This window comes from Pseudomonas frederiksbergensis (genome assembly GCF_001874645.1).
Taxonomy (GTDB): Bacteria; Pseudomonadota; Gammaproteobacteria; order Pseudomonadales; family Pseudomonadaceae; genus Aquipseudomonas; species Aquipseudomonas frederiksbergensis_B.
In genome coordinates this window covers 4,265,170-4,282,603 of the sequence record NZ_CP017886.1, presented here as the reverse complement: position 1 = coordinate 4,282,603, position 17,434 = coordinate 4,265,170, and the positions used below count along the sequence as shown (strand labels likewise).

Sequence of the window (17,434 nt, the reverse complement as noted above, 5' to 3'; positions counted from 1 at the left end):
GGCAGGTAACGAAGCGACGGCAAAATGTCACCGCATGGTTACATAAGTACCGAGATAGAGCCCTGAGCCAATGCGCTGGCCATGCTCGGCGCCAGCGGCAGGCGTGGAATCAACACCGCTTGCCAGGCGTGATAGAGGTCTGGTTTGCCGCCCCAGATCTGCGCGCTCGGGCGATTTTGCGGGTCGAGTTCGTGGTGCCAACTGCCGTGAATTCGGTCGATCAGACAGCTGTCGCTGAACGCCCAGAAACGCCGATACCAGGTTTCGTACTGCGCCTCGCCGGTACGCTTGAGCAACGCACTGGCGGCAGCACTGGCTTCGCAGTGAACCCAATGCAAGCGCTGGCGCACGACTGGGCGATTGTCCCAGTCGAGGGTGTAGACAATGCCCGGTGCGCCATCGACCTCCCAACCATGAAGGCCGTTGTGGACGAAGAGTTGTTGCGCGTCGGTCGCCAGCCAGCCAGGGGTCAGCATTCCCGCTTGCACGCGCGCGGCTTCGAGGTGCAACAGCAGTCGCGACCATTCGAAACCGTGGCCCGGTGTGGTGCCGTAAGGGCGGAAACCATCGGCGGGGTTTTCGTGGTTGTACTCAGGCAGTGGCTGCCAGTCTTGATCGAAATGCTCAACGACCAGAAAGTCGTTGGCCGCCGCGTGACCGTGAATGACTCGCTCGACAATCCGTAAGGCGCGGTTCAGCCAATGACTGTCCTGCGTGACATCGGCCAGCGCGAGAAAAGCTTCGGTGGCGTGCATGTTGCTGTTGGCACCGCGATAAGGCTCCTCTTCGCTCCAGTCGCGATTAAAGGATTCACGCATCGCGCCCTCCTCTTCGCTCCAGAAGTGCTGCTCGATGATCGCGATGGCATCGCTGAGCAAGGCGTTCGCTCCAGGCCTTTGGGCGACCACCGCAGAACTCGCCGCGAGTGCCACGAAAGCATGCAGGTAAGCGGCCTTGCCGGTATCGCCATCACGGTGATCGGGCGCCGCAAACCAGCCACCGAATTCGGCGTCACGCAGCGGGCCATTGAGGGCGTTGATGCCGTGATCCACCAGCTCGGCAAACCCCGGCACGCCCTGAATGTGCGCCAGGGCGAAGCTGTGGGTCATGCGTGCGGTGTTCATGGTGTGTGCCTGGGCGTCGACCGGCAGTTCGCCGTGTGCGTCCAGGTTGCCGAAGCCTTCGGGCAGCTTTGATGCCTTGGCGAAAGCCAGCAGCCGCAGGCCTTCGTCGGCCAGCCATTGCTGATGGGCAGGTGCGTTCAGCCAACTGCTGAAGGCAGGTTGGAAGGTGTTCATGGGGGACCTGTTTTTGTTGTTATGACGGTGAGGGAGTCTAAACAACGGCGAAGGTGACGCAGGTAACGAAGGGCGCGCGTTATGTCACCGAGCGGTGACAAAGCAAGATCAAGAGATCGCAGCCTGCGGCGGCTCCTACAGTGATCGGCGCAGGAGCTGCCGCAGGCTGCGATCTTTTGACCTTATCAATCCACCGACCGCGGCAACTGCAACGTCACCCGCAGTCCGCCCTCGCGCAAATTCTGCAAACTCACTTCCCCACCATGGCTATGAGCGATGTTGCGCGCGATGCCCAATCCCAACCCATACCCCTGCTGCTGCCCGGCCAAACGAAAGTGCGGCTCGAACACTTGCTCCAGTCGTTGTTCAGGCACTCCCGGACCCTCATCGTCGACGTGCAGGATGAACGCTGCGTCATCGTCATCGATGTGCAGATGGGCGTTCTGCCCGTACTTGAGGGCGTTGTCGATCAGGTTACCTATGCAGCGCTTGAGCGCCAGCGGCTTACCGGGGTACGGCGCCAGCGCCCGGCCTTGCTGGGTTACGCGGCCATTTCCGTTGGGCGCCAGGTAAGGCTCAACCAGGCAATCGAGCACATGATTGAGGTCCACCGGCTCGATGTTTTCGTGGATGTCGGTGTCCTTGACGCATTGCAGCGCGCCTTTGACCAACAGCTCCAGCTCATCCAGATCACGCCCAAACTTGGCTTGCAGCCGCTCATCTTCCAGCAACTCGACCCGCAGGCGCAGACGCGTGATGGGGGTGCGCAAGTCATGGGAAATCGCACTGAACAACTGACTGCGCTCCGTCAGGTAGCGACTGATGCGCTCGCGCATGGCGTTGAAGGCGCGGCCGACTTCGACCACCTCACTGCCACCGCCCTCGGCCACCGGCTCTACTTCGGCGCCCAGCGACATGTCCCGCGCCGCCCGCGCCAGACGTTTGAGCGGCCGACTCTGCCAATGCACCAACAGACCGATGAACAGCAACAGAAAACCGCTGGTGAGCACGATGAACCAGACCTGCTGTGAAGGCAGGCCCTGCTCTTCAAGGCTGGTATAGGGCTCGGGCAACAGCGAGGCGATGTACAGCCATTCGCCCTGGGCCAACTTGATTTGAGTGACCAGTACCGGCGGATTGACCGGCTCCAGGGTCAGCGCGTAGTGCGCCCAGGAACGCGGCAACTCATCGAGTTTCAAACCGCCATTGAAGATCCGCAGGTCGTCCGGGCTGACGAATTGCACCGAGATGTCGGTGTCGGCACCCAACGATTGCCGCAGCACTTCATCCACTGCCACCAGCACTGCCTGCTTGCGCGGGGTCGCCGGCAACAGCTGCATTTCCAGCGGTTTGTCGTTAAGGGTCACCACGAAGCGGGTGCCGCCCATGCTGCGTAACTGGTCGAGAACCAATGGCCGGTACGCCACCGGCAAAGAGCGAAAGTAACTGACGCTGGCCGTCATCGAATGCGCCAGGCTACGGGCGGCGGTGACCAGTCCTTCCAGCTGTGTGGCACGCAATTGCGAGACCCAGATCACGCTCGAAAGCGTCTGGGCGAACAACACCGCCAGCAGGGTCAGCAGCAACATCCGCCCGAGCAGCGAACGTGGCACCGGCACCCGCCGTATCAGGCGAGTGAACAACTCAGTGGCCATTGCTGGCGACTACATTGGCGGCCAGTTGATAACCGCTGCCGCGCACGGTGCGGATCAATCGCGGCGGCTTTTCGGTATCGCGCAGACGCTGGCGCAAACGGCTGACGGCCATGTCGACGATGCGATCGAGCGGCATCAGGTCGCGGCCACGGGTGGCATTACCAATGGTGTCGCGGTCGAGGATTTCCTGCGGGTGATCGAGGAAAAGTTTCAGCAGGGCGAAATCGGCACCGGAGAGAATCACCTCTTCGCCGTCGGTGTGAAACAGCCGATGACTGACCATGTCCAGACGCCACTCATCGAAGGCCAGCACTTCACCACCGGAACGTTCCTGACCGAACTGGGCACGGCGCAGCAAGGCTTTGATTCGCGCCTGCAATTCACGGGGGCTGAAGGGTTTGCCCAGGTAATCGTCGGCGCCGAGTTCCAGGCCAATGACCCTGTCAGCCTCGTCGGAACTGGCGGTGAGCATGATGATCGGCACCTGCGCCTGACGCGGGTGCTGGCGAATCCAGCGGCACAGGCTGAAGCCGTCTTCGTCCGGCAGCATCACATCAAGAATCACCAGATCGCTGGGGGCCTCGTTCAGCGCCTGGCGAAACCCTGCACCGTCGGGCGTGGTTCGCACCTGAAACCCTGCACGGCTGAGGTAGGTGTCCAGCAACTCGCGTATCTCTTGATCGTCATCGACCAACAAAATCGACTTGTTGACTGAGCTCACGGGGCGGCGTCCTTGTTGTTATGGGTAGGGCGGATTATGCCTGATCGTTCATGGATCCATGTTGCCTGTCAGGACCTCATCGCGGCATAGGTATCTACACATGATCATCTGTAGGCGCTGCCGCAGGCTGCGATCTTTTGATCTTCAGCGTCCTTGCAGACGCCAAAAGATCGCAGCCTGCGGCAGCTCCTACGAGAGATTTGGCGGTCATCCGAGATGTGTAGATACCGATTCAGGCCTGGTCGAGTGCCACTCCCGCGCCGGTCAGGCCGGAATACGGTGCAGTCACCAGCCAGACGGGTATGCCATTGAAGTACTCACTCATGCAGCCCTTGTCGGCGAAGCAGCGGGCAAAACCGCTGTTGAGAAAGAAATCGGCAAACCGTGGAATCACCCCACCGACGATGTAGACGCCACCGCGTCCCCCCGTGGTCAGCACGTTGTTGCCGGCCACCCGACCGAGCCAGCAGCAGAACTGCTCAAGCACTTCCAGGGCAATCGGGTCGCCAGCAAGGCCGGCGGCGGTGATGGCTTCCGGGGTATCGAGCAGAGGTTCATGCCCGTCCACGGCACAGATCGCACGATAGACGCGCGGCAATCCGCTGCCGCTCAGCGCTGTTTCGGCGCTGACGTGACCGATCTCGTTGTAGATGTGCTGCCAGAGTTGGGTTTCTCGCGGACTGCTCAGCGGCAGGTCGACATGCCCACCCTCCCCCGGCAATGCGGCCCAACGACCTTCGCCAAGATCCAGCAAGGTGCCGACCCCGAGGCCGGTTCCGGGACCCATCACCACCGCCGGGCGTAACGGCTCCGGCGTGCCTTCACAGACCACCCGGAACTCGCCCGGTTGCAGGCGCGTCATGCCCAGCGCCATGGCCGAGAAGTCGTTGACCAATAACAGCTGATCGACTTGCAAGGTCTGACAAAAGGCCTTGCGGCTCAGCCGCCAATGGTTGTTGGTAAAACGAAACTCGTCGCCGCTGACCGGACCGGCCACCGACAGGCACACCGCGCCAATCGAACCGGGCGCCAGACCGAGGCCGCTCAGGTAGACGCCGATGGCGTCTTCCGGGCAGGCATAATCGGCTGTCGCCAGCACCTGGATCGACTCCAGTTGCTGGTCTTTCCACAACGCAAAACGCGCATTGGTTCCACCAATGTCACCGACCAGCGCTAGTTTCACTTAAGGGTCTCCAGGGCAGAAGTAAAGGCGCTGGCGCCCTGCTCTGCCGAGCTGAAGGCCATGCGCATAAAGCCAAACAACTCGCGACCGCAACCAATGCCGTTGTCCAGCAAGCCCTTGGCCGGAACGCGAGCGGCAAATTCATCGGCGTCCACCATCAGTTGCAAGGTGCCTTTGACGCCATCGACGCGAATGATATCGCCCTCTTGCACGCGCGCCAAAGCGCCACCGACATAAGCTTCCGGGCTGACGTGAATCGCCGCCGGGATTTTCCCCGAGGCGCCGGACATCCGCCCGTCCGTGACCAGCGCAACCTTGAAGCCACGGTCCTGCAGCACGCCGAGGAATGGCGTCATTTTGTGCAGCTCCGGCATGCCGTTGGAACGCGGGCCCTGGAAGCGCATCACCGCAACAAAGTCCTTCTCCAGCAGGCCTGCCTTGAACGCATCGGCCAGGTCCTGCTGATCCTGGAAGACCATTGCCGGTGCTTCGACCACTTGATGCTCCGGCGCCACGGCCGAGACTTTCATCACTCCGCGACCGAGGTTGCCTTCCATCACCCGCAGGCCGCCTTCTGGCGAGAACGCACGGGCGACGGGGCGCAGGATGTTTTCATCGAGGCTTTCGATCGGGCCTTCGCGCCATACCAGTTCACCGTTTTCGAGGAACGGCTCCTGGGTGTAGCGGCTCAGGCCAACACCTGCCACGGTGTTGACGTCTTCGTGGAGCAGACCGGCTTCCAGCAGCTCACGGATCAGGAACGACATGCCGCCCGCGGCCTGGAAGTGGTTGATGTCAGCCTTGCCGTTCGGGTAGACGTGGCTCAGGGTCGGCACCACCTCGGAGAGGTCTGCCATGTCCTGCCAGGTCAATTGAATACCGGCTGCCATGGCGATGGCCGGCATGTGCAGGGTGTGGTTGGTCGAACCGCCGGTGGCGTGCAGCGCAACAATCGAGTTGACCAGCGAACGTTCGTCGACGATTTCGCCGATCGGCATGAAGTTGCCGCTTTGCTTGGTCAGGCGAGTGATCTGATGCGCGGCTTCGCGGGTCAGGGCATCGCGCAACGGCGTGTTCGGGTTGACGAAAGAGGCGCCCGGCAAGTGCAGGCCCATGACTTCCATCAGCAGCTGGTTAGTGTTGGCGGTGCCATAAAAGGTGCAGGTGCCGGGGCTGTGGTAGGACTTCATTTCCGATTCCAGCAGCTCTTCGCGACTGGCCTTGCCTTCAGCGTAGCGCTGACGCACGTCGGCTTTTTCCTTGTTGGAAATCCCCGACACCATCGGCCCGCCCGGGACGAAAATCGTCGGCAGATGACCGAAGCGCAATGCGCCCATCATCAGCCCCGGCACGATCTTGTCGCAGATGCCGAGCATCATCGCCGCATCGAACATGTTGTGAGACAGCGCGACAGCGGTCGACATCGCGATCACTTCGCGGCTGGCAATGCCCAGTTCCATGCCTGGCTCGCCCTGAGTCACGCCGTCACACATGGCCGGCACACCACCGGCGAACTGGCCGACCGAACCGATCTCGCGCAGCGCGTGTTTGATGTGTTCCGGGTAGTGCTCGTACGGCTGATGCGCCGAGAGCATGTCGTTATAGGACGAAACAATCGCCACGTTGGCGGCGTTCATCATCCGCAGGCTTTGCTTGTCTTCGGTGCCACACCCGGCCACGCCGTGGGCAAAGTTGGCGCATTGCAGCTTGCCGCGCATCGGGCCATCGCTGGCGGCGCCGCGAATCAATGCAAGGTAGGCCTCACGGGTAGCGCGGCTACGGGTGACAAGCCGTTCAGTGACCTCAAGTACGCGGGGATGCATGTGTAGAACTCCAGGCTAACGGATGTGGCGACCTGTTCGTGTCTATGCTGATCAAGAGGTATCGACGCGTGACGCGCTGACGGTTTTCTTGACCACTCGGACCAGTTGATTCAGGTCACTCGTTGTAGATAAAACAAAATATTGCCACTAAAAAGGCTTGTTTTCTATTTTTTTGCGAATAATCTTGTAATTCCAACAACAAAATGACGAAGGCGCCTTTCATATGACTCTACGAATCGCAATCAATGGTTTTGGCCGCATTGGCCGTAATGTCCTTCGCGCACTGTATACCCAAGGCTACCGTCAGGATTTGCAGATCGTCGCCATCAACGATTTGGGCGACAGTTCGATGAACGCCCACCTGCTCAAGTACGACACCGTGCATGGCACCTTCGATGCCGATGTGCAGCACGATCAGGAAAGCCTGACCGTCAACGGCGACCGGATTGCGGTCAGCGCCATTCGCGACCCGGCCGATTTGCCGTGGGCTGCCGAGAAGGTCGACGTGGTGTTCGAATGCACCGGTCTGTTCACCGACCGTGCCAAAGCCGCCGCCCATCTTAGCGCCGGCGCGCGCAAAGTGATTATCTCGGCCCCGGCCAAGGGCGCCGATGCCACCGTGGTGTATGGGGTCAACCATGACATCCTGCGCCAATCGCACCAGATCATTTCCAACGCTTCGTGCACCACTAACTGCCTGGCACCGGTGGCTCAGGTGTTGCACCGCGAGCTGGGCATCGAGAGCGGTCTGATGACCACCATCCACGCCTACACCAACGACCAGCACCTGACCGATGTCTACCACGTCGACCCGTACCGTGCGCGTTCGGCCACCCAGAACATGATCCCGAGCAAGACCGGCGCCGCCGAAGCGGTGGGCCTGGTGCTGCCGGAACTGGCCGGCAAACTGACCGGCATGTCGGTGCGCGTGCCGGTGATCAACGTGTCGCTGGTGGACCTGACCGTGCAACTCAAGCGCGAAGCCAGCGCTGACGAGGTCAACGCACTGCTCAAAGAAGCCAGCCAGCACTCGAAGATCCTCGGCTACAACACCCTGCCGCTGGTCTCCAGCGACTTCAACCACAACCCGCTTTCGTCGATTTTCGATGCCAACCACACCAAGTCCAGCGGCAAGCTGCTCAAGGTGTTGGCCTGGTACGACAACGAATGGGGTTTCTCCAACCGCATGCTCGATAACTGCCTCGCCCTGTGCAACGCCGAATAAGGCCGATGACCCGGCGTACCTGCAAGGCCGCCAATAATTCTCACCGGTAGCGCTTGACCTTTCATACAGATGATAAGCATTATCATTCACTTGAAATGGATCAGGTCCTACTGTGAGTCAATCGCGCTTCAACCATGTCTTCCTCGCGCAGCGAGTCTCGCTGCTGCGTACCCTGGAGCGGATGGTCAACAACCACAGCACCGCCGAGGACCTCTTGCAGGAAACCTACCTGCGAGTGGCCCGTGCGTTGAGTGAACGGGCCATCGATCACCTCGAACCTTTCGTGTTTCAAACCGCCCGCAACCTGGCGCTGGACCATTTACGCGCACGGCGCATTCAGTCCCGAACGATGCTCGAAGACGTTCCGCTGGACGTCGTGCAAAGCATCGCGGCGCCGCTCAGCAGTGCCGAGGACGCCGCCCATGCAGAACAGATGCTCGAACGCTTGAACATCAGCCTCAACCAACTCACCCCGCGCCAACAACAGGTCTTCATCCTCAGCCGCCTGCACGGGCACAGCTATCTGGAGATCGCCGAACAGCTCAGCGTGTCCTTGAGCACCGTGCAAAAAGACCTGAAGCTGATCATGGCGATCTGCGTCGGTGTCGCAGATCGCCTCAACGACCACTGAGTCTGCCAGCCATTATTTCGCACCACTGCGTCAGCACTCAGGCTTTGCTACCCTTGGCCGACGTTTGCACTCTCACTATTAAAAGCCACTATCAAAAACCAGCCGCGCAGACGCAGCCGAGGAACACCCGTGACGGACAGCCCACACGCCCACCCGCCAGCCCCGGCGCGGGACTCAGCCAGCACCGGAGCCATGGACCAGGCGCTGGACTGGCTGATCGTGCTGGACAGTCCGAGCGAGCAACACACCCGCGAATTCCACGACTGGCTCGCCGCCGACCCAGGCAATGCCGAAGCATTTGCCAAGGCCCAGGCGATCTGGGACGGGCCGCAGGTCGCGCAAGCCGCGCTGGGTTTGAGCACCGCCAAACGCAAGGTCACGCGGCTTGGTCGCCTGCGCCCGCACTGGAAACCGCTGGCCACGGCGGCCGTGTTGATACTCGGGCTGTTCAGCTTCAGCAACCTGCCGATGCGGATTCAGGCCGATCATCTGACTGTGGTCGGCGAGCGTCAGCGCCTGCAATTGGAGGACGGTTCAAAGGTCCTGCTCAATACCAACTCAGCGTTTTCCAGCACCATCAACGACCAGCAACGCATCGCCCGTCTGTATCAGGGCGAGGCCTATTTCGAGGTCGCGGCCAATCGCAGCCTGCCACTGGAAATCGACGCCGGCCCGGTCACGGCCAGTGTCCGCGACACCACGTTCGCCGTGCGTTATCTGGACGGCATCGCCCAGGTTCGCGTGCAGCGTGGCGACGTCGACTTGCGCACCACCCACAGCGACGCCCGCGTGCGCCTGAGCGCGGGCGAAAGTATTCGTATCGGCCCCAATGGTTTCGATCAACCGGCCAGACTCGACCCCGCGACCGATCTGGCTTGGGTCCAGGGCCGACTGGTGTTCGAAAACTGTCCATTGAGCCAGGTGCTGGCCGAACTGCGCCGCTACTATCCGGGCTGGATCATCAACACCAACGAGCAGTTGGCCAACGTCGCGGTGACCGGTAATTACCGCCTCGACCAACCGCTGGACGTGGTCCGCTCGCTGGCTCACGTCACCTCGGCCAGGCTTCAGGAATTTCCGGCGCTGGTGATCCTGAATTAGACCGCCACCCTCCAAATGAGAATTATTTTTACTCGATAGCCTTTCCCCGTACGTCTCGTTATAGCCAATGCAATTGATTCGCATCTTCGATGTGGGTCTGCACCTATAAGATTCGTGCGACACGGAGCGCTATCGATGTCCTCTCGCCTTACCCGCCGGTCCTCTTCACCTTCCGCTCGCGTGCAGAACTGCACGCTGTCCTTGTTGACTGCCGCTATCCTGTTGGCCGGCGCCCAGGCCGCGCCAGTGATGGCCGCCACCGCGACCCAACAGCCCAGCCGCAACATCGGCGATTACACGTTCGCCATCGCCCAGCAACCGCTGGTGTCGGCACTCAACGCCTTTACCGCCGTCACCGGTTGGCAAGTCGGCCTGCCGGCAGAACTCGCTGAAGGTGTTGCCTCGCCGGGTGTACACGGCGCGCTGCCCCCGGAAAAAGCCCTGGATCGCCTGTTGGTGGGGACCCACCTGAGCTATCGCAAGCTGGGCAATAACAACATCGTGCTGGAAAAACGCAGTGTCGGCGGCACCCTCGCCCTGCAACAGATGACCATCAGCGCCACCCGTCAGGAGCAGAGCGTCGACAGCGTGCCAAGCACCGTCACCGTTCACACTCGCGAAGAGCTGGACCGCAACAACGTCAACACCATCAAGGAACTGGTGCGCTATGAACCGGGGGTTTCGGTCGGCGGCACCGGCACCCGTGGCGGCATCAGCGGCTACAACATTCGCGGTATCGACGGTGACCGGATCCTGACGCAAGTCGATGGCGTCGAGGTGCCCAACGGTTTCTTCAACGGTCCGTACGCCAAGACCCAGCGCAACTACGTCGACCCGGAAATCGTCAAGCGCGTGGAAATCCTCCGCGGCCCGGCTTCGGTGCTGTACGGCAGCAATGCCATCGGCGGTGCGGTCAGCTACTTCACCCTCGGCCCGGACGACATCCTCAAGCCCGGCAAAGACGTCGGCGCCCGCCTGAAAACCGGCTACAACTCCGTCGACGACAGCTGGCTGAAATCCGCCACCGTCGCCGGTCGTGCTGAACAGTTCGACGGTTTGCTGCACTTCAGCCAGCGCGACGGTCATGAAACCGAATCCTACGGCAGCAACAACGGCACGGGGCTCAATCGCACCGCCGCCAACCCGGAAGACGTGCGCACCACCAACCTGTTGGCCAAACTCGGCTGGAACTATGCTGATGATGCGCGTCTGGGCCTGACCTACGAGAAGTACAAGGACGACCGCGACACCGACCAGCAAAGCGCCGTTGGAGGTCCGTTCAACGCCGGCCAACCCATGGGCATGTACCGCTCGCGTACCGGTAACGACACCATCACCCGCGAACGCTTCGGCCTGGAAAATAACTTCGCCCTCGATTCCTTGCTGGTCGATCACGTCAAGTGGAGCCTGAACTACCAGGTCGCCAAGACCGACCAAAGCACCCTGGAAAACTACTACGTTCCACTCACCCCTCGCTCCCCGAGCCGCAATGTGATGCGCTCGCGCGATACGCTCTATGAAGAACAACAGTGGGTATTCGACGCACAGCTGGACAAGGCCTTCAGCCTCGGTGAAACCGACCACCTGCTGACGTACGGCACCACCATCAAGCAAGAGAAAGTCAGCGGTTCACGCAGCGGCAATGGCACCTGCCTGGCGGTTGGCCGTGTTTGCACAGCGATCGGCGCGATCAGCCCTGCTGACGTGCTGAAGAAATCCAGTGACTTCCCGGACCCGACCATCAACACCTACAGCCTGTTCGCCCAGGATCAGATCAGCTGGAACAAGTGGACCTTCCTGCCGGGCCTGCGCTACGACTACACCCAGCTCAAGCCGCACATCACTCAGGAATTCCTCAACACCGTGGCCGCCGACGGCAAAGGCACGGTCAGCGACGAGAACAAGACCTGGCACCGCGTGTCGCCCAAGTTCGGCCTGACCTACGCCCTGACCGACAACTACACCTGGTACGGCCAGTACGCCGAAGGCTTCCGCACCCCGACCGCCAAAGCGTTGTACGGCCGCTTCCAGAACACCAGCACCGGCTACAACGTGGCACCGAACCCAAACCTGGAACCGGAAAAGAGCCAGAGCTACGAGACCGGCCTGCGTGGCAACTTCGAGTCCGGCCACTTCGATGTGGCGGTGTTCTATAACAAGTACCGCGACTTCATCAACGAAGACGCCGTCACCCCGGGCTACAACGAGTTGACGTTCCAGAGCAACAACATCAAGCACGCGACCATCAAGGGCGTCGAACTCAAGGGTCGCCTGAACCTCGACACCTTCGGTGCACCGCAAGGCCTCTACACCCAAGGTTCGGTGGCTTACGCCCACGGTCGTAACAACGACACCGGCGAACCACTCAATGCAGTCAATCCGCTGACCGGCGTGTTCGGCCTGGGTTACGACCAGGACAACTACGGCGCCTTGCTCAGCTGGACCCTGGTGCAGAAGAAAAACCTCGTCGACAGCAGCAGCTTCAAGTCGCCGGACGGCGTCAGCAGCCAGTTCAAGACGCCGGGCTATGGCGTTGTCGACCTGAGCGGATTCTACAAAGTGACCGACGATGTCACCGTCAGCGCTGGCGTCTACAACCTGGCCGACAAGAAATACTGGCAGTGGGACAACGTGCGCGGTTACGACAGCGTCGGCGAAGCCGCCATGCTCAGCCCGGCCAACCTTGATCGCCTGACCGAACCCGGCCGCAACTTCGCGATCAACCTGATCTGGGACATCTGATCCATGCCGACCTCACTGCGCTTCTGTCTCGGCGCAGTGAGGTTTTTTTACGCTGCCGCGTCGTCTGGTTCGTCTAGTTACAACGCGCCTCTCATTTTCAAGGACCTCTTCATGACCGCTGCCGAAACGACTCAACGCCAGAGCCTGCGCTCCCAACGCCTGAACCAGATCACCCATGAACCCCACAGCAAGCTCGACGCGTTGGTGAAAGCTCACGCACCGTTCGAAACCCAAGCCAACTTCGCCCGCTTCGTGGTTGCCCAGTACCTGTTCCAGTCAGAGCTGGTGTCGCTGTACAACGATGCCGAGCTGATAGCCATCGTCCCGGACCTCCCGGAACGCTGCCGCGCCGAAGCCGCCAAGGCTGACCTGACCGACCTGCAAACCGCTGTTCCGGCCCCGGTGGCAGGTGCCGTGAACAACCCGGGCAAGGCGCAAGCACTGGGCTGGATCTTCGTCTCCGAAGGGTCGAAACTCGGTGCCGCGTTCCTGATCAAGCGCGCCGTGGGCCTGGGCCTGAGCGAAACCTTCGGTGCCCGTCACCTGGGAGAACCTGCCGGCGGTCGCGCCGAAGGCTGGAAAAGCTTCGTCAAAACCCTCGACGGCCTTGAGTTCAGTGCTGAAGAAGAAGCGGCTGTAGAGAAAGGTGCGATTGACGCGTTCAACCGCTTCACCGTGCTGCTGGAACAGGCTTACGCCACTGCGCCTGAATTGGCCTGATACTCCCTTCGCGGGCACGCTGGCAACCTGTCGGGGATACGCCCCCGTAGGAGCTGGCGAAGCCTGCGATCTTTTGATCTTGCTCTTAAGACTCAAGTGACCTCGAGAAAAAGATCGCAGCCTGCGACAGCTCCTACACCTATGATCCGCAAACTCACCGCATCGTCGAAACTCGCCCGCATCCTCTTTGGCCTGCTCGCCTACGCCAGTCTGGCGCTGGGCCTGATTGCCATCGTCGTGCCGGGTCTGCCGACCACCGAATTCATCCTGCTGGCTGCCTGGGCAGCCACCAAAAGTTCGCCACGCCTGAGTGCCTGGCTGGAAAACCACCGTCTGTTCGGCCCCATCCTCAGCAACTGGCGCAACGGCAAGATCATCGCTCGCCGGGCGAAAATCAGCGCCACCGTCAGCATGCTGCTGTGCACTGGTTTGATGCTGGTGATGCTCGATCACAGCTGGCCGATTTATCTGGCCATCGCCGGCATGAGTCTGGGAAACCTGTGGATCTGGTCGCGGCCAGAATCGTTGCCGCAGGTTTCCTGACACCCCCCTGTCACAGTTCTCATCCCATAAAAGCATCGCGCAAACGTTTCCGCCGACCGCTCGTCGGCTTTCCCTCATGCAAAACCATCCCCACGCCGATGCCCACTGAATGGCGCTAAATGGATTTGGCGAATGGGTCGACACCGGCCCACTGCCAAAAAGACATCCATTCGCGAGATCGCCCCATGTTCGACTCTCTTTCCATCCGCCTGAAAATTGTCCTGTTGTCCGGACTGTGCCTGCTTGGCGTGGTCGGGCTGATCGTCGGTATGAACATCTACCAGACCCATCAGAACGATGCGCTCGTCAGCAACTCCAGCACGAAGATGCTCACCGCCAGCGTCGAAAACCTGCTCCAGGCCAAGGCCGCCGAGCAAGCGGTGCGGGTACAGAAGACCTTTGGCGAAAGCCTGCTGGTGGTGACCGCCCTCGCCGACCAGATCAACGACCTGCGAAAAATGGCCGGCAAACGTTCGCTGGAAGCCGGCGCCTTGCGTGAGGAGCTGAACCAGAGCCTGAAAACTGCCTTCGAACGCAACACCAAGGTGCTCGGCATCTGGCTCGCCTACGAACCCAACACCCTCGATGGCAAGGACAGCGAGTTCGCCAACGACGCCGTCCGGGTGTCCAACGAAGTCGGGCGCTTCGCCAGTTACTGGAGCCGCGCCGCTGGCCCTGGAATCAACACGGTCATGGTCGAAGACGACATGACCAAAACCACCCTGAGCCTGAGCGGCACACCCTACAACAGCTGGTACACCTGCCCTCGCGACAGCAAGCGCACCTGCCTGCTGGACCCCTACGCTGACACCGTCGCCGGCAAGGAAATGCTGATGACCACCATCTCCGTGCCCCTGCTGGTGGACGGTAAAGCCATCGGTGTGGTCGGCGTCGACATCGCCCTCGACGCCCTGCAAGCCGCCGCCGTCGACTCGCAGCGCGAATTGTTCAACGGTGCCGGGCACATGCTGATTGTTTCCGGCAGCGGTGTGCTCGCCGGCTACAGCACCGATGCGAGCAAGGTCGGTAAAAGCATCGGCGACACCCTCGGTGCCGATGGCAAGGACGTGCTGCAACTGCTCAGCGCCAACACCCCAAAAATCCTCAAGCAAGGCGACCTGATTCGCGCTGTTTATCCGGTCAGCCCAATTGCCGACTCCAAAGCCTGGGGCGTGGTGATCGACCTGCCGCAGCAAGTGCTGCTGGCCGACTCGGTGAAACTGCGAGCCGTGCTCGATGACGCGCAAAACAGCGGCACGCTCAAAACCCTGTCGGTGGCGGTTGGCGCCGCTCTGCTGGGGTTGCTGCTGATCTGGCTCACCGCTTCCGGCGTGACCCGGCCGATCAACAGCGTCGCCGAAATGCTCAAGGCAATTGCCAGCGGCGACGGCGACCTGACCCAACGCCTGAACTACAGCAAGAAAGATGAGCTAGGCGAACTGGTCAACTGGTTCAACCGTTTCCTCGACAAGCTGCAACCGACCATCGCCCAGATCAAACAGAGCATCACCGACGCTCGTGGCACCACCGATCAGTCCTCGGAAATCGCCCGCCAGACCAGTGAAGGCATGCAGGTGCAGTTCCGCGAAATCGACCAGGTCGCCACCGCGTCCAACGAAATGAGCGCCACCGCCCACGACGTCGCCAACAGTGCTTCAAATGCCGCCAACGCGGCCAAAGGTGCCGACCAATCGGCCCGCGACGGGATGTCGATCATCGAGCGCAGCACTCGCGACATCAATCTGCTGGCCGAAGAAGTCAGCAAAGCGGTGACCGAAGTCGAAGCACTGGCCGTCAACAGCGAGCAGATCGGTTCGGTGCTGGAAGTGATCCGCAGCATCGCCGAGCAGACCAACCTGCTGGCCCTCAATGCCGCAATCGAAGCGGCGCGCGCTGGGGAAAGCGGTCGCGGGTTTGCAGTGGTCGCCGACGAAGTGCGCAACCTGGCCAAGCGCACCCAGGATTCGGTCGAAGAAATCCGCCTGGTAATCGAACGGATTCAAAGCGGCACTCGCGGTGTGGTGGCGACCATGCACTCAAGCCAGACCCAGGCCCACAACAATGCCGGACAGATTCAACAAGCCGTGCAGGCGCTGGGCAAAATCAGCGACGCGGTCACGGTGATCAGCGACATGAACCTGCAAATCGCCAGCGCCGCCGAACAGCAAAGCGCCGTGGCCGAAGAGGTCAACCGCAACGTCTCGGCGATCCGTACCGTCACCGAAACCCTGACCGAACAGGCCACCGAATCGGCGCAGATCAGCAGCCAGCTGAACTCGCTGGCGACGCACCAGATGAAATTGATGGATCAGTTCCGGGTGTAGCCCCAAAAAAGATCGCCGCCTGCGGCAGCGCCTACAGGAGCACGGTCGACGTAGGAACTGCCGCAGGCGGCAATCTTTGCTCTATGATCAGGGCTCTCTTCCGGAGGGCCTTCGATGACTGATTCACTCACGTCCATTCAAGCCGCGCTCGGTTTGCCTGCTACCGCGATTTCCTTCACCTCGACCGGCGCGTTGCCCTCGGCGTTTGCCGTGACGGATCTCGCCAGCGCCAGCATCGCGGCGGCCGGTCAGTCCACGGCTGAACTCCTGCAACAACAGACCGGCCGCTTGCCACACCTTGAAGTCGACCGCCGTCTCGCCTCCTTCTGGTTCGCCACCTCGATCCGCCCGATGGGCTGGAGCGTGCCACCGCTGTGGGACCCCATTGCGGGCGACTACGCAACCCACGATGGCTGGATTCGCCTGCACACCAACGCCCCTCATCACCGCAGCGCTGCCGAACAGGTGCTGGGACACTGCTTTGATCGAGCGGCGATGGCCGCGAAAGTCGCTCAATGGGCCAAAAGCGATCTGGAACACGCGGTGGTCGAGGCTGGCGGTTGCGCAGCCGAAATGCGCTCATGGCAACAATGGCAGTCCCACCCTCAGGGGGTGGCAGTCAACGCCGAGCCGCTGATTGATTTTTCCGCTGGCAACAGCGAGCGCTCAACCGTCTGGCAAGGTTCGGTCGCACAACCGCTGAAGGGCATCAAGGTGCTGGACCTGACTCGCGTCCTCGCCGGCCCCGTTGCCAGCCGCTTCCTCGCGGGGTTAGGTGCCGATGTGCTGCGCATTGATCCACCGCAGTGGAACGAGGCGGGCGTGATTCCGGAAGTCACCCTGGGCAAACGCTGTGCCCGCCTGGACCTGCACAACAACAGCGATCGCGGGGTATTTGAAAGTCTGCTCAAGGATGCCGACATTTTGCTCCACGGTTATCGCGCCAATGCTCTCGAACGCCTCGGCTACGGCAGCGTCGAACGGCAGAAACTCGCCCCCGGCCTGATCGACATTTGCCTGAATGCATACGGTTGGAGCGGCCCTTGGCAAAACCGCCGGGGCTTCGACAGTCTGGTGCAAATGAGCAGCGGCCTCGCTGAGGCGGGGATGGGTTGGAAGCAGGCGGACAAGCCGACACCGTTGCCGGTTCAAGCGCTGGACCACGCCACCGGATATTTGATGGCAGCCAGTGCGATCAAGTTGTTGGCTGAGCGATTGAGTACCGGGCGCGGTGGCTCGGCGCGATTGTCGCTGGCGCGCACGGCGAAGTTGCTGGTTGAACAGGGGCCGGGGACGGATGAGCCGTTACGTGCTGAAGAGGCCAGTGATCAGGGTCTGCTGATCGAGCAAACGGTTTGGGGGCCGGCGCATCGGTTGCGTGTACCGCTAAAGATCACCGGCACGCCGTTGCAATGGGCGCTACCCGCCGGGGAATTGGGTTCCCATCGCGCGCAGTGGTGGTGAGGTA

13 protein-coding genes and 1 pseudogene are annotated in these 17,434 nt (G+C 61.3%); 9 read left to right on the top strand and 5 right to left on the bottom strand.

Annotated elements, in window-relative coordinates:
* Positions 1–38: 38 nt before the first annotated feature.
* The 5 genes from BLL42_RS20470 to edd all read right to left on the bottom strand — a co-directional run bounded on the left by BLL42_RS20470 (position 39) and on the right by edd (position 6,680).
* A complete protein-coding gene (locus BLL42_RS20470) occupies positions 39–1,298 on the bottom strand; it encodes a D-mannose isomerase (RefSeq protein WP_071553706.1) in 1,260 nt (419 codons plus the stop codon).
* Between the two features lie 185 nt (positions 1,299–1,483).
* Positions 1,484–2,911, bottom strand: a complete 1,428-nt coding sequence (locus tag BLL42_RS20465; protein ID WP_167368568.1) for an ATP-binding protein — start codon at positions 2,909–2,911, stop codon at positions 1,484–1,486.
* 31 nt (positions 2,912–2,942) lie between these two features.
* The gene (locus tag BLL42_RS20460) at positions 2,943–3,674 is read right to left on the bottom strand and encodes a response regulator (RefSeq protein WP_019693222.1); all 732 of its coding nucleotides are present in this window, start codon (positions 3,672–3,674) and stop codon (positions 2,943–2,945) included.
* Between the two features lie 232 nt (positions 3,675–3,906).
* Positions 3,907–4,857 (bottom strand): glucokinase, encoded by a 951-nt coding sequence (locus tag BLL42_RS20455; protein WP_071553704.1) that lies wholly within the window; start codon positions 4,855–4,857, stop codon positions 3,907–3,909.
* The gene (gene edd, locus BLL42_RS20450; protein ID WP_071553703.1) at positions 4,854–6,680 is read right to left on the bottom strand and encodes a phosphogluconate dehydratase; all 1,827 of its coding nucleotides are present in this window, start codon (positions 6,678–6,680) and stop codon (positions 4,854–4,856) included. The genes BLL42_RS20455 and edd overlap by 4 nt, the downstream gene beginning before the upstream one ends.
* A gap of 223 nt (positions 6,681–6,903) precedes the next feature.
* Here edd and gap point away from each other — a divergent pair, with 223 nt between their 5' ends.
* From gap to BLL42_RS20410, 9 genes and pseudogenes are all read left to right on the top strand, one after another.
* Positions 6,904–7,905, top strand: a complete 1,002-nt coding sequence (gene gap, locus BLL42_RS20445) for a type I glyceraldehyde-3-phosphate dehydrogenase (RefSeq protein ID WP_071553702.1) — start codon at positions 6,904–6,906, stop codon at positions 7,903–7,905.
* Positions 7,906–8,017: 112 nt separating this feature from the next.
* Positions 8,018–8,536: an RNA polymerase sigma factor gene (locus BLL42_RS20440; protein WP_071553701.1), complete on the top strand. Its 519-nt coding sequence runs from the start codon at positions 8,018–8,020 to the stop codon at positions 8,534–8,536.
* 129 nt (positions 8,537–8,665) lie between these two features.
* The gene (locus BLL42_RS20435; RefSeq protein WP_071553700.1) at positions 8,666–9,637 is read left to right on the top strand and encodes a FecR family protein; all 972 of its coding nucleotides are present in this window, start codon (positions 8,666–8,668) and stop codon (positions 9,635–9,637) included.
* Positions 9,638–9,772: 135 nt separating this feature from the next.
* A complete protein-coding gene (locus tag BLL42_RS20430; RefSeq protein ID WP_071553699.1) occupies positions 9,773–12,379 on the top strand; it encodes a TonB-dependent receptor in 2,607 nt (868 codons plus the stop codon).
* 111 nt (positions 12,380–12,490) lie between these two features.
* On the top strand, positions 12,491–13,099 hold the full coding sequence (locus tag BLL42_RS20425) for a biliverdin-producing heme oxygenase (RefSeq protein ID WP_071553698.1): 609 nt from the start codon (positions 12,491–12,493) through the stop codon (positions 13,097–13,099).
* A 141-nt stretch (positions 13,100–13,240) separates the two neighbouring features.
* Positions 13,241–13,642, top strand: a complete 402-nt coding sequence (locus BLL42_RS20420) for a YbaN family protein (RefSeq protein WP_071553697.1) — start codon at positions 13,241–13,243, stop codon at positions 13,640–13,642.
* A 119-nt stretch (positions 13,643–13,761) separates the two neighbouring features.
* Positions 13,762–15,108, top strand: a pseudogene (locus BLL42_RS31120) (methyl-accepting chemotaxis protein); the annotation flags it as partial.
* 102 nt (positions 15,109–15,210) lie between these two features.
* The gene (locus BLL42_RS31115; RefSeq protein WP_408004035.1) at positions 15,211–15,966 is read left to right on the top strand and encodes a methyl-accepting chemotaxis protein; all 756 of its coding nucleotides are present in this window, start codon (positions 15,211–15,213) and stop codon (positions 15,964–15,966) included.
* A gap of 114 nt (positions 15,967–16,080) precedes the next feature.
* Positions 16,081–17,430, top strand: a complete 1,350-nt coding sequence (locus BLL42_RS20410; protein WP_071553695.1) for a CoA transferase — start codon at positions 16,081–16,083, stop codon at positions 17,428–17,430.
* The last annotated feature ends 4 nt before the right edge of the window (positions 17,431–17,434 follow it).